This window comes from Cupriavidus sp. NPDC089707, from assembly GCF_044748965.1.
In the GTDB taxonomy this organism is placed as follows: domain Bacteria; phylum Pseudomonadota; class Gammaproteobacteria; order Burkholderiales; family Burkholderiaceae; genus Cupriavidus.
In genome coordinates this window covers 1-12,534 of the sequence record NZ_JBIVHB010000047.1, presented here as the reverse complement: position 1 = coordinate 12,534, position 12,534 = coordinate 1, and the positions used below count along the sequence as shown (strand labels likewise).

The following is a 12,534-nucleotide window of genomic DNA, read 5'->3' as shown; positions in this document are numbered from 1 at the left end:
GTAGCCGCGGTAGTGCAGGTCGTTGCCGGTACGGCCGACGGTGCACAGCGCGGTATTGCCGGCGGCAACGCCGGACAGCGCGACGGATTTCTTGGGCTTGGGAGTGACGAGCGGTTGCGCTTCGGACATCTGGGTCTCCTTGATGTGATGCCTGGTGTTGCCTGTTTGGGATCGGCCGGATCTATGCGGCCGAACGGCCGGGAGGGGATATACCCAGCCCGGCCGCGCCTGAGTCTGGTTGCCTTACTTGCCCTTGCCTTGTGCGAACAGGGCGTCGAGCTTTTGCTCGAAGTCATGGTAGCCGATGCTCTCGTAGAGCTCCGAGCGGGTCTGCATGGTATCGACCACGTTCTTCTGCGTGCCATCGCGGCGGATCGCCGCGTACACGTTTTCCGCGGCCTTGTTCATGGCGCGGAAGGCGGACAGCGGGTACAGCACCATCGACACGCCGGCGCTGCCCAGTTCTTCGGTGGTGAACAGCGGCGTGGCGCCGAACTCGGTGATGTTGGCCAGCACCGGCACCTTCACCGCGTCGACGAACTTGCGATACATGGCCAGGTCGGTCATGGCTTCCGGGAAGATGGCGTCGGCGCCGGCTTCCACGCACGCCACGGCGCGCTCGATGGCGCGGTCCAGGCCTTCCACGGCCAGCGCGTCGGTGCGGGCCATGATGACGAAGTTCTCGTCGGTGCGGGCGTCGACGGCCGCCTTGATGCGGTCGACCATTTCACCCTGCGTGACGATTTCCTTGTTGGGACGGTGGCCGCAGCGCTTGGCGCCGACCTGGTCCTCGATATGCATGGCCGCGGCGCCGAACTTGATCAGCGACTTGGTGGTGCGGGCCACGTTGAAGGCCGAGGCGCCGAAACCGGTGTCGACGTCGACCAGCAGCGGCGTGTCGCACACGTCGGTGATGCGGCGGATATCGGTCAGGACGTCGTCCAGGTTGGAGATGCCCAGGTCGGGCAGGCCCAGCGAACCGGCCGCGACACCGCCGCCGGACAGGTAGATGGCCCGGTAACCGGCACGCTTGGCCAGCAAAGCGTGGTTGGCGTTGATGGTGCCGACCACCTGCAGCGGATGTTCTTCGGCAAGCGCCTGGCGGAAACGGGCGCCTGCGGAGCGCGCGAGGTCGGAAGCGGAGTAGGTCATGGCGTTTGCGTTGAGGTGAACAAGACGGTGCCATAAGCGCAAGGGCCGTGCCAGTCCTCGCGCGGACGTCGGCGAAATCCCGGGAAGCCTTGTCAGAACTGGACTGGCGGGCAGCAGGGGTAATTCGTGCGAATGCCAGATGTCATCATTTCAGCACATTTGCATTTCATTTTCGCAAATCGTGAATTCAAAGTTGAAATCGAGACTGGCATGACGGACAATGTGCCAGCACTGTACGCCTGTTCCGGCGGGGTTTCACCCGCTCCCCGCTCCGTTCCCACCCGGCACCGCACCATGAGTCCTCCCGCCTCCACGCCAGCCCGCCCGCGCATCTGGGCCATCGGTATCAGCCGCCTGGCGCGCGCCTTTGCCGACCTGATTCCGTCTTACGCCGCGCGCGCGGAATTCCGCATCGTCGGCAAGGGCTTCGAAGCCGCCGCCAGCGCGGTATCGCGTGAAGTGCGCGAAGGCCGCCTCGACGTGGTGGTCGCCGGCGGCTCCAATGGCGCCTACCTGCGGCAGCACGTCGACGTGCCGGTGGTGCTGGTCAAGGTGACGGGCTTCGACGTCATGAGCGCACTCGCCACCGCGCGCCGCATCTCGGCCAAGGTAGCGCTGGTCACGCATGCTTCCACCTATGCCGAAGTCGATGAATTCGTGCGCGCGTTTTCGCTGGCGATCCCGGCCTATACCTACCTGACCGAGGATGACGCCGTGGCGCGGGTCAAGGCGCTCAAGCAGGAGGGCATCCAGGTCGTGGTCGGCCCCGGGCTGGTCACCGACCTGGCCGATCGCTATGGCCTGACCGGCGTGTTCCTGTATTCGGGCAATTCGGTGCGCATGGCGCTGGAAGACGCGATCGAGGCCGCACGGCTGCGCCGCATTGAATCCACCCGGCGCGACTATGTCAACACCATCCTGGCGCACCTGAACGAGGGCGTGGCAGCCGTCGACGCGGAAGGGCGGATCCAGTCGTTCAACCCAGCCATGGAGCGTTTCCTCGGCACCTCGGCCGCGGCCGCGGTGGGCCGCAAGCTGCAGACGCTGGCGCCCAACCTGTCGCTCGAAGGCGTGATGCAGAGCGGCGACAAGGAACTGGAAGCGATCCACAAGCTCGGCGACAAGATGGTGGTGGTCAACCGCATTCCGATCGCCAGCGATGCGGGCACCACCGGCGCGGTGCTGACTATCCAGGACGCCAGCGCGATCCAGCGCGTGGACCGCAACCTGCGCTCGCGCAGCCGCGCCCGGCCCGCGGGCGTGCGCTACAGCCTCGACGACCTGGCCGGCACGTCCGCGGTGATGACCGAGCTGCGCACGTTGGCGCGGCGCTACGCCGTGGTCGATTCCACCGTGCTGATCGGCGGCGAGAGCGGCACCGGCAAGGAAGTACTGGCGCAGGGCATGCACGACGCCAGCCCGCGCCGCGCGTTCCCGTTCGTGGCGGTCAACTGCGCCGCGTTTCCGGAAGCGTTGCTGGAAAGCGAGCTGTTCGGCTATGAAGAGGGCGCCTTCACCGGCGCGCGCCGCGGCGGCAAGGCCGGCCTGTTCGAGTCGGCGCACAACGGCACGCTGTTCCTCGACGAAGTGGGCGACATGCCGCCGACGCTGCAGACACGCCTGCTGCGCGTATTGCAGGAAAAACAGGTACTGCCGATCGGCGGCCTGGACGCCGTGCCGGTCAACGTGCGCGTGATCGCCGCCACCCATCGCGACCTGCCCGCGATGGTGCGCGACGGCTCTTTCCGCCAGGACCTGTACTACCGCCTCAATATCCTGCGCATCGAGATGCCGCCATTGCGCGAGCGCGCCGAAGACCTGGCCGAGCTCGCCGAGCTGCTGTACCGCCGCGCGCAGGAGCGCCTGGGCACCGAGCGCCCGCAGCGCCTGCCCGCCGCGGCGCGGTCGCGGCTGGCGCGCTATGCGTGGCCGGGCAATATCCGCGAGCTGGAAAATGTCACCGAGCGCATCGCGGTGCTGGTGGCCGGCCGCAAGCTGGAAGCCGATGCACTGCTGCGCGAGCTGCAGGCGGCCGTGCCGGAACTGTTCGGCGGCGACGGTGTTGCGATGGTCATGGCGGAAGCGCCGGCCGACCCCGCCGCGCGCACTGCAACGGCTGGCAAGCCCGGCCATTCGCTGGCCCGCGTCAAGCAATCGAGCGAAGTCGAGCACATCCGCCGCGTGCTGGCCGAATGCGGCGGCGACCGGACCGCCGCGTGCCATGTCCTGGGCATCAGCCCGACCACGCTGTGGCGGCGGCTGAAGGCGGCGTAGCCGCTGGTGGTGCCCGCTGGCCGTGCCTATACTCCGGGACCGACGCGCCGGAACGGGATCGGCTGCAAGCCCTTGCCGGCCAGCCACGCCTCGTTGAACAACCGGCCCATGTACAGGTCGCCGCGATCGCACAGCAGCGTCACGATGGTATGACCCGGTCCCATCTCGCGGGCCAGTGCCACGGCGGCGCCGACATTGATTCCTGAAGAGCCGCCCAGGAACAGCCCTTCCTCGCGCAGCATCCGGTAGACCATGTCCACGCAGGTCTGGTCGTCGATCCGCACCGCATCGTCGATCGGCGTGTCCTGCAGGTTGGCGGTGACGCGGCTGGAGCCGATGCCCTCGGTGATCGAGCTGCCCTCGGCCTTCACCTCGCGATGCTTCACGTAGTGGTACAGCCCGCTGCCATGCGGATCGGCCAGCACGATGCGCACGGCCGGCTTGTGCTCCTTCAAGCAGCGCGCGATGCCCGCCAGCGACCCGCCGGTGCCGGTGGAGCAAGTGAAGGCATCGATGCGGCCAGCCGTGGCATGCCAGATCTCGGGGCCGGTGGTTTCGTAGTGGGCCTGCCGGTTGGCGAGGTTGTCGAACTGGTTGGCCCAGATCGCGTTGTCTGTTTCCTCGGCCAGGCGGCCGGCGATCTTCTGATAGTTGTCCGGATCGGCATAAGGCTTGGCGGGAACGGCGCGCACCTCCGCGCCCAGCATGCGCAGCCGCTCCATCTTCTCCGGCGACTGCGTGTCCGGGATCACCACAATGCACCGGTAGCCGCGCGCCGCGCACAGGTGGGCCAGGCCGATGCCGGTATTGCCTGCCGTGCCTTCGATCACGGTCCCGCCGGGCTTCAGCAGCCCGCGGCGCTCGGCGTCGCGGATGATATAGAGCGCGGCGCGGTCCTTGACCGAGCCGCCCGGGTTCAGGAATTCGGCCTTGCCGTAGATATCGCAGCCGGTCTCGGCGCTCAGTCCGGCCAGCCGGATCAGCGGGGTGTGGCCAATGGTGCCGGCAAATCCGTCCCTGACTTCCATGATGCACTCCTGCCGGGCCGCGGCGGCCCTGGATGAGGGTCAATCTGATTGATAGACCGGGGCGGCTGGAATGACAAGCGGGGGAGGCCGGATCGGGGACGTTTGGGGGGTGTTGGGGGGGGAGGGCCTTTGAACCCGTAGAAGTGGCGCCGGTAACGCCCGGCGCCGTCGCTGGCCGCGTCAGGCGGCGTTCAGCCAGCGGAAACTGAAGTCGCCTTCGACGAATTCCCGGCGCGAGGCGTGGAAATCGCGCATATACGGCCGGTTCAGGTGCGATTCCAGGGCGTTCTTCGAGTCCCAGACCATATAGATCACGATGACCTGTGCATCCTCGGCATCCTGACCGACATGGTAGTCCAGGCAGCCGGGCTCCTTCAGTCCGCGCGTCTGCAGGGAGGTGAGCTGGGATACCAGCGCCTCGCGGCGATGGGACTTGGCACGGGCGATGCCGACTAGCGTGTACGTTCCGGACATGGTTGAACGGGGGCGACTGGCTGGCGTCTGGAGCACTGGGCGCACCATTGTAGCGCCCGGGCGCCGGGGTCCCTGGAATGCCTGACGGTGCCGTCCGGGCATTCCGCCGCAGCTTGACAAGGGGGAGCGCCCCGGATCTGGCCGCAGCAAACAAGTCTCAAGTCTGGCTCCGGCTTGCCGATAGCCATTCCGACAAGAAGAAAACCAATATCCGGGGGTTATCTCATGCTGAGACGGATCGGGTCGGAAGAACTGCAGGTCGGTATGTTTGTCGCCAGGCTGGGCGGACCGTGGATCAAGCATCCATTCTGGCGCGCCAGATTCCTGGTCAGCCATGAAGACCAGATCCGGCAGATCCAGTCCGCCGGCGTCCGGGAAGTCTGGATCGATATCCTCAGGGGCCGCAACCTGCCGGCGCCTGGCGTGGCCGAGCCGCCGCTGGTACCAGCGCCCGGTCCCGCGGCGCACGCCAGGCAGCCGCCGGCTCCGCAACCGGCCGCCTCGCTGGAAGCCGAGATCGGCCGCGCGCGCGACTTGCTCCAGTCCGGCAAGGCCGTGATCGGCTCCATGTTCGCGGGTATACGCATGGGCCGTGCGCTGGAAGTCGAGGGGGCCCTGCTGCTGGTCGATGCCGCCTCGCGCTCACTATCCCGCCACGGCCAGGCATTGCTGGCGCTGGCGCGGCTCAAGGCGCGCGACGACTACAATTACCTGCACGCCTTTGCCGTCTGCGCGCTGATGATCGCGGTCGGCCGCAAGCTCGGCCTGCCGGACGATGAAGTGCGTGAACTCGGCCTGGCCGGGCTGGTGCACGATATCGGCAAACTGACGCTGCCCGAGTCCGTGCAGCACACGGGCACCGCGCGCGCGCCCGAAGAAGAGGAAAGCTACCGCCGCCATCCGTCGGCAGGCTACCGCATCCTCAACGAGGCGCGGCTGTACTCCAACATCCCGCTCGACGTCTGCGTCCACCATCACGAGCGCGTCGACGGCCGCGGCTACCCCTTCGGCCTGGCCGGTCACGAACTCAGCATCCACGCGCGGATTGCCGCGATCTGCGATGCCTACGATTCACTGACCTCCGCACGCCCCGGCCACCAGGAATGGTCTCCCGCCCGCGCCATGGAATACATGGCCGTTCGCGTCGACACGCTGTTCGACCGGCGTGTGTTCAAGGCTTTCACCGGAACGGTTGGCATCTATCCGCTCGGCACGGTGCTGCGGCTGCGCTCGAACCGGCTGGCGGTGGTCTGCGGGCAAAACGTAGCCGATCCGCTGCGGCCGCTGGTGATGGTGTTCTTCTCGGTGTCGCAGTCGAAGCCGTTGCCGACCGAGTTGGTTGACCTGCGGCACAGTGAGGAGACGGTGGTGGCGTTCGAGAATGCCGCGGACTGGGGCTATACGGATGGACAGTTGATGGAGATGTATGCGGGGGCGGAATGAAGTGGCAGCATTCGGGGCCATGCGGTTTCAATGTTCACATGGAATAGTGGTAGCGCAGGCGTGCCCCACCCATTCGCAGCGTGAGAGCGCGTCGGCGGCAGGTGAACTCCAGTGGGACGTGCCTTCGAGTACTTCACGTACTTGCGCCCAGGGGGCGAAATCTTGATTTATTCAGATTGATGGTCATCCGTAGATGATCAACCAATCCGACAGCCTGTCTTGCTGAGGCGGGGCTTCTTCCACTCTGATAGCTCAATCTGAGCATAAGCACCAGCGCCAGTTCTCACTATCGCGGCCTTGCATTTCGCATTGTAAAAATCGAAAAACTGAGGTTGCTTTCGTGGCCCCAGCAGGTTGTGGCCATCGAGAAAATGTCATAGCCTCGGCCTTTTACGAGGCTTTCAGTCCTCACGGCAATAAGAGAAGCACCAAACGTCATTGTTTGCGGCGGGCTGCCAGCAGAGAGCGAAGCGTCTTGCCGGAATGTTCGAATGCAAGGGAGGTATGACCCGCGGGATAGAGAACGAACGAGTGTGAGCAAATGTTGCGATGATTGTTCTCGATCGGACTACCACTTGCATGACATTTGATAAACGTCACGTCCCCACCGTCGACCTCATTGAAGAAGAGACGGGTGTTGCGACCATTCCCATCCTCGTCTGCCTTGAAACCGAGCGGTCTAAATTCCACGAGACCATGTCGCAGCTCCGCTCGTCGTTCGTATTTGACAACCGCAGGTCCTCCGAACCGTAGATTTGTCGGCCCCGAATGACTTTCGATAAACTTGGCTCTGTCATATATTCGGCCGCTATTGAGTGCGGCATCTTGGATGAAAAACCGCTCACCGGCTCGAACCCCGATCGACAACCACTCCTCAGGCTCAGTAACGGATTTTTGCGCGCGGTCGTAGCTCGCCTCATTTTCCGGCGCCCTGGGTGCGAAATCGGGCAAATGCACCATCAGGGGCAGAGAATTGATCTTCGATACAAAAGTACGCGTCGGGGCCTTCCAGTTCCGGCGCTCTGGATCAAACACACTCGGATCACCGTCGTACTCGGTTATCAGATGCGTGTAGTTGAGCGGCACCGATACTGGCACGCCACCGAGATCACCAACGATCGGATCGGCGCCCCGAGGCAGCCCAAAAGGGGGTGCCCTGAAGCTGCTTCGCCTTCTCATGGCCGGGCGGTGACAAGTCGTGCCGCTCCTGTGCATAGACGTAGAGGCCCGCCCCGCCTAACACCATAAATGTCAGCGCTACCGCCACTAACATACAGACCGTCCCTAATCGTTTTGCCATATCTTTTTGCACTACGACGCGAGGTCGCTGCATTCATGGAGGGAATACGAACATAGAGCTCGCGAACTTATCTTCAGATTCCGTGTGCAGCCTTATAGGCCTTCTGGCGTTGCATCGCCATTACAAAAATAAGAGAACGATTTCATGCCAAAGGCGATATCTGCAGATTCCATAGCCAAGATCCGCTCACAGTTCGACGCGGGCAAACTCACGCCATCGCAAGTCTATAGTCAGCTTGAGGGCTATGGATATAAGTACGCCGGCTGGGCTGGCGGTGTGGCTGACGCCAACACCATAGCTGGGGCATCAGCGCTCACCTACATGCAGAACACCGCTAAGGAGCTAGGCAAGTCGCTGACCGATGCGCAGATCACGAAAATCAAGTATGGCATGGCTGAAGGCTATCTTGATGCGCTGAAGACACAGGCGGACAAGCAAGGCTATGCAAGCGGGGCAAGCGACGCTGATGCAGGAGTTCCTGGTGCATGCGTTTGAGGCGGTGGTGCCGGCCTGGGAAGGTGAAACGATCCTTGCCGCCATGAACGAGACTGGTGCGTTGACGTGGCCGGCGAGCGGATCGATTGACGAGAACCGCGCGCGCGTCGCGCAGCAACTGTCTAACCAGGAATGGCAGAGTCCTGCTGCCGAAGCCGGGATGCCTGAGCAGGACGCGGACGGTATCCGCCAGCATTTCACGGCGTTGAGCGAGCTGGCCGGCGGCAGCTTCCGAGGCAGCCTGCCAGATCCCCAGCACTGCCTCAGCCGCGACCCGCTTGATGGATTCCGGCAGTTCGGGGTGCTCGATCTTGACCCGCGTGCGCTCACGCAATTCTGCCACGCTCCGGTGCTACGGCCCCGTTGCTGTCGGACGACGGAATGTGAACCTTTGCAATATTGCAATTGTTTTGTTGCCGGCGGAAGACGGGCTCATTATTTTGCCAGAATGGACGTAAACCGTGTGGGTTGCTGAGTTGCGAGCCGCGATGCCAGATCGGTGGCGGGGTGACCACTTCGTTCATATGTGCTGGTTCGATGCGACTCGCTCTGGCAAGGCACCGCAAAAAAAGCTGGCGACACCACGGAGGAACGGACTGTCGGCATCAGTACACGACTTGTTCCAATCGAGGGGTCAGAATGCGCGACAGATAATCCGCGCATGATGTCCCGAGCGGATCGACGTGGGGCTTGTGAGCTTCGCAAGCTATCTACGTCGTTGGTGGATACCATCCATCGCGCGATCGCACGATCGCTATGCCGTTCCGGCATTCTGCGCAACACGAACTATGCGACGAGGGCTTTGATGCAGACTCCTCGTCGAAAAAACAAGAATGAAGCAGAAGGTATGCAGTATGAGTAATGTGTCTTCTCGCGAAGGCGGCCCGTCGGACCGGCGCAGGCCAACGCGCCTGAGGTCTTGGGAATCGATCTTCGGGCGTCACCCCATCTTTCGACTGGCACGCCAACTATTTGCGCTCAATGTCCTGCTGCTGTCTGGATGTGGGGCCATCGTGGGCGGAACCATTGCCACCGCGAATAGCCTAGATCAGGCCGCCACGCGTAAGCTTGTTGCAGGCTTGCGTGCACAGCAAATTGCGCAGATTAAATCCTTGCAAGCCCAGGGCGATCCGATGGGGGATTATCTCTTTGCGCTTGCCAATGCAGAAGGATGGATTGGGGAAAATCGTATTAGCGACCCCATGGAAATCAAAGACCTTTATCAGAAGGCCGCCAACAAAGGTTCAAGCGATGCAATGATTGCGCTCGGATTGATGCTTTTTGATGGTCGTGGCGCACCACAGTATGCAAAGGGGATTTATCTTCCCTATGAGCAGCAAAATTGGAAAAGGGGGCTCGAATGGGTGGAGCGAGGCATGAAGATCCGGTGCTCCTATGCACAGCCACTCTATATTGCCATTACGCCCCCGGGAAGGCAATGCCTAGTATATAGATCCCCGGCGTCCTGGATTTGGCCGGCTTTCAGGGATGGAAAATATAGATGGAGTCCTGAGGGGAAATACGTTCCCGTCATTGAAAAGAATCAAAAGCTTCAAGAAGATTGGCGCGCGAAGGACGCGATATGCAATGCCACGCCGGAAATGCAGAGTACAAAACGCGACTGCCAAATGAAGTGATCTACAGGCTGCCACGATCATTGCCATGACAACACCAAACCAAGCAGATGGAATGGCTCTCGCGAGCCTGTCATACCAAGATAGCCGTGCCGAGATGCCAACGGGATGGACGATCATGGCGCCCGCGAGCATTGCCAGCCATGGGAAACCTCAGTTCACGGACGGTTGGAATGAGCAACGAAATGGCAGCGGCGTTGTAGAGAATCGTCTGGAGATCTTTGTAAATCCAGATAATAAGGGAATTGCTTTTTCCTTCAAAGGATCGGATGCTCTATCAAACTGGACTTCAGATCTACTAGATAACGGCTCAAGTGAGTTCTTCAAGATCCAGAGGAAGGCCCAGGAGGCATTAGATGCCATCTTGGAAAACCCTGAGTATTCTGACTATTCAATCTCCACGACGGGGCATAGCCTCGGTGGTGGGATGGCGCAGACGTTTGCGTTAAAGAACAACCTCGATACGCAGGTCTACAACAGTCTCCCGATCCCATCGGCGACGATCAATAGCGGCTATTTTGGGGATGGTGGCTATGAAGCGGCCATGGCGCGATATGCTGCGGCAGGACATAACGTTCAGGACATTCGTACGCCAAACGACATCGCGACTTTTTACTACAGTCGCGATTCCGCAGGTGTCTATCTGTCGGAGCAGACGGATCAGCCAATCACGATATTGCCGGGCACATTCATGCCCGAAGCCTTCAAGACCATTCTGCTTGCTGGAGCAACCCCATTTGGCTTGGCCACGTTTGGTATGGACCACACGATGGGCGCGCTGTTTGCTGGACAGCAAGGGCTCAGCGTTGATCCGAGTACCGGGAAGTACATCATCCCGCCAAATCATGCTGACTTTGCGTCCATCCCCGCGACCGTCCGTGAGCAATTCGGAAGTTTGAGTTCCAGCCCGGTGACAAACGTCATTCAGGAGGGCCAGGATTCCTATGTTGTCCAGCGCGCTGATGGCACCCAGCAGTGGGTTCGCGTGGACAGCGCTACAGGGGGCACCCTGATTCAGCAGCAAAACAGTCTTGGTGGGTACACCGAACTGACAATGAATGCTCGCGACAGTGCCAGTGCTGTCGTGACGCAGTATGACCGCGACCGGGATGTCATACAGTTTGCGCAGTTATTTGGGGATGGTAGTTCGACTGTGCAGGTCGCAGGGGACAGTGGCACCATCGTTACGAAGACCTACGATGACAGCGGTGTCCTTTCGAGCGTTGCCGAGAGGACTACGTTTGACGATGGCAGCTATCGCCAGACCATTCACTATGCTGACGGCCGGGAAGTTTCGCAAACCGTAGATGCCGCGGGCAACATTGTTGCGAATGTCCCTGAAGGAAATGCTGGTGGCAATGGTAGCGGGTCGTCGGCGGATCCATCGGACACATCGCCGTCAACGGAAGGCGGCCGTGCCGGCACCGGGGTCGCCCAGGATGTTCTCGGCAGCATCCAAAGCATGCTGTCGCTGGTCCAGGCGATCGAATCGGGAGATACCAAGGCGATCGTGGCGGCGAGCGCGGCCATGCTGGCCAACCTGGATCGAGCTGGTGGCGGAACGCTGCTGCCGGATGGCGTCGGAGTTGGTTTGAATGCGCTGGCGGCAGGCATCAACCTGTTCAATGCCATCCAGGACGGCGATGGACTGCGTATTGCGGCGTCCAGCCTGAACCTGGGTAGCCAGGCGGCGACCATCTACGCCAATATGCTCAAGGACCAGGGCATCGCGGCATACGAGGCCGGTGCGACCACCGCGGGCAACAGCCTCATGGAGTCGGCCGGCACCATGGGACAGGTGGCGGGCGGACTTGCCCTTGTCGCGAGCATCGTGTCGCTGGTAATGGCGATCGAGGATGGGAATGGCTACCAGATTGCCAGCGCGGCGCTGAGTACCGCTGCCGCTGGATTTGCGGTCGCTGGATACACGTCTTACTGCCCGCCGCTGGCCTTTGCTGCGGTTGCCGTGGCGATGATTGGCGCGGCATTCACCGACGACGATATCCCGACGCTGGAAGGCGAGGCCACTGCGGTATGGAATCCGGATGGCAGCATCCATGTGCTGACCACGGTCGATACCGAGCAAGGCGGCGGCACGCCCACCAGGATGCTGCAGAGCCTGGTAGATGAACTGCAGAAGTCGCTGGCCGCCCAAGTGGATGCCGATGGCAACCCTGTTTACGCAATCATCCCCCAGCGGCTGCCGACCATCGGCTACGCCTACGATCCAGATAGCTACCTGGGCAATGCCGCGGGTTTTGACGGCGCCCCCGGTCATTTGTACTTGAAATGGATTGACGAGAACGGACAGGAGCAGACCCGCTACTTCGACGGGGCGGGCAATCGGGGGCAAGCGGGGCAAGCGACGCTGATGCAGGAGTTCCTGGTGCATGCGTTTGAGGCGGTGGTGCCGGCCTGGGAAGCCGAAACCATCCTTGCCGCCATGAACGAGACTGGTGCGTTGACGTGGCCGGCGAGCGGATCGATTGACGAGAACCGCGCGCGCGTCGCGCAGCAACTGTCCAACCAGGAATGGCAGAGTCCTGCTGCCGAAGCCGGGATGCCTGAGCAGGACGCGGACGGTATCCGCCAGCATTTCACGGCATTGACCGTGGAGATGGAGATAGAACTGCCGCCGGGCGTCGGAACCGGCCGCATCGGAAAGAACGTCGACCTGGACGGCTACATCGAGCAGACGGACTGGGTGCAGGCTAACCAAGGCATTCTGTCCATC

The 12,534-nt window shown here is 62.2% G+C and carries 10 protein-coding genes and 1 pseudogene; 6 read left to right on the top strand and 5 right to left on the bottom strand.

All coding sequences use genetic code 11. From position 1 onward, the window contains the following. Both ACIP1U_RS32255 and prpB read right to left on the bottom strand, forming a co-directional pair. Positions 1-129 (bottom strand): annotated as a pseudogene (locus ACIP1U_RS32255) (2-methylcitrate synthase); the annotation flags it as partial. A 114-nt stretch (positions 130-243) separates the two neighbouring features. Beyond that, positions 244-1,152 (bottom strand): methylisocitrate lyase, encoded by a 909-nt coding sequence (gene prpB / locus ACIP1U_RS32250; RefSeq protein WP_400323921.1) that lies wholly within the window; start codon positions 1,150-1,152, stop codon positions 244-246. A gap of 294 nt (positions 1,153-1,446) precedes the next feature. Here prpB and prpR point away from each other — a divergent pair, with 294 nt between their 5' ends. After that, a complete protein-coding gene (gene prpR, locus ACIP1U_RS32245) occupies positions 1,447-3,426 on the top strand; it encodes a propionate catabolism operon regulatory protein PrpR (RefSeq protein WP_400323918.1) in 1,980 nt (659 codons plus the stop codon). Between the two features lie 26 nt (positions 3,427-3,452). On the opposite strand, the gene ACIP1U_RS32240 is transcribed toward prpR, so the two are convergent. Both ACIP1U_RS32240 and ACIP1U_RS32235 read right to left on the bottom strand, forming a co-directional pair. Next, on the bottom strand, positions 3,453-4,454 hold the full coding sequence (locus ACIP1U_RS32240; protein WP_400323915.1) for a cysteine synthase A: 1,002 nt from the start codon (positions 4,452-4,454) through the stop codon (positions 3,453-3,455). Positions 4,455-4,634: 180 nt separating this feature from the next. After that, entirely contained in the window at positions 4,635-4,928 is a 294-nt protein-coding gene (locus tag ACIP1U_RS32235) for a putative quinol monooxygenase (RefSeq protein ID WP_400323912.1), read from the bottom strand. Positions 4,929-5,153: 225 nt separating this feature from the next. Here ACIP1U_RS32235 and ACIP1U_RS32230 point away from each other — a divergent pair, with 225 nt between their 5' ends. Continuing rightward, entirely contained in the window at positions 5,154-6,371 is a 1,218-nt protein-coding gene (locus tag ACIP1U_RS32230) for an HD-GYP domain-containing protein (protein WP_400323909.1), read from the top strand. 435 nt (positions 6,372-6,806) lie between these two features. Here ACIP1U_RS32230 and ACIP1U_RS32225 read toward each other — a convergent pair whose 3' ends face one another. Next, the gene (locus ACIP1U_RS32225; protein ID WP_400323906.1) at positions 6,807-7,457 is read right to left on the bottom strand and encodes a hypothetical protein; all 651 of its coding nucleotides are present in this window, start codon (positions 7,455-7,457) and stop codon (positions 6,807-6,809) included. A gap of 358 nt (positions 7,458-7,815) precedes the next feature. On the opposite strand from ACIP1U_RS32225, the gene ACIP1U_RS32220 reads away from it, so the two are divergent. From ACIP1U_RS32220 to ACIP1U_RS32205, 4 genes are all read left to right on the top strand, one after another. After that, positions 7,816-8,166: a hypothetical protein gene (locus ACIP1U_RS32220; protein ID WP_400323903.1), complete on the top strand. Its 351-nt coding sequence runs from the start codon at positions 7,816-7,818 to the stop codon at positions 8,164-8,166. Further along, on the top strand, positions 8,138-8,641 hold the full coding sequence (locus ACIP1U_RS32215) for a hypothetical protein (RefSeq protein ID WP_400323900.1): 504 nt from the start codon (positions 8,138-8,140) through the stop codon (positions 8,639-8,641). The genes ACIP1U_RS32220 and ACIP1U_RS32215 overlap by 29 nt, the downstream gene beginning before the upstream one ends. Positions 8,642-8,999: 358 nt before the next feature. Next, positions 9,000-9,803, top strand: a complete 804-nt coding sequence (locus ACIP1U_RS32210; RefSeq protein WP_400323897.1) for a hypothetical protein — start codon at positions 9,000-9,002, stop codon at positions 9,801-9,803. 25 nt (positions 9,804-9,828) lie between these two features. Further along, a partial coding sequence (locus ACIP1U_RS32205) for a hypothetical protein (protein WP_400323894.1) occupies positions 9,829-12,534 on the top strand: 2,706 nt, incomplete at its 3' end.

What these genes read in the sequence shown, in the direction of transcription:
- prpB (WP_400323921.1), bottom strand. Translation starts at nt 1,152, where the DNA reads ATGACCTACTCCGCTTCCGACCTCGCGCGCTCCGCAGGCGCCCGTTTC.
- prpR (WP_400323918.1), top strand. Translation starts at nt 1,447, where the DNA reads ATGAGTCCTCCCGCCTCCACGCCAGCCCGCCCGCGCATCTGGGCCATC.
- ACIP1U_RS32240 (WP_400323915.1), bottom strand. Translation starts at nt 4,454, where the DNA reads ATGGAAGTCAGGGACGGATTTGCCGGCACCATTGGCCACACCCCGCTG.
- ACIP1U_RS32235 (WP_400323912.1), bottom strand. Translation starts at nt 4,928, where the DNA reads ATGTCCGGAACGTACACGCTAGTCGGCATCGCCCGTGCCAAGTCCCAT.
- ACIP1U_RS32230 (WP_400323909.1), top strand. Translation starts at nt 5,154, where the DNA reads ATGCTGAGACGGATCGGGTCGGAAGAACTGCAGGTCGGTATGTTTGTC.
- ACIP1U_RS32220 (WP_400323903.1), top strand. Translation starts at nt 7,816, where the DNA reads ATGCCAAAGGCGATATCTGCAGATTCCATAGCCAAGATCCGCTCACAG.
- ACIP1U_RS32215 (WP_400323900.1), top strand. Translation starts at nt 8,138, where the DNA reads ATGCAGGAGTTCCTGGTGCATGCGTTTGAGGCGGTGGTGCCGGCCTGG.
- ACIP1U_RS32210 (WP_400323897.1), top strand. Translation starts at nt 9,000, where the DNA reads ATGAAGCAGAAGGTATGCAGTATGAGTAATGTGTCTTCTCGCGAAGGC.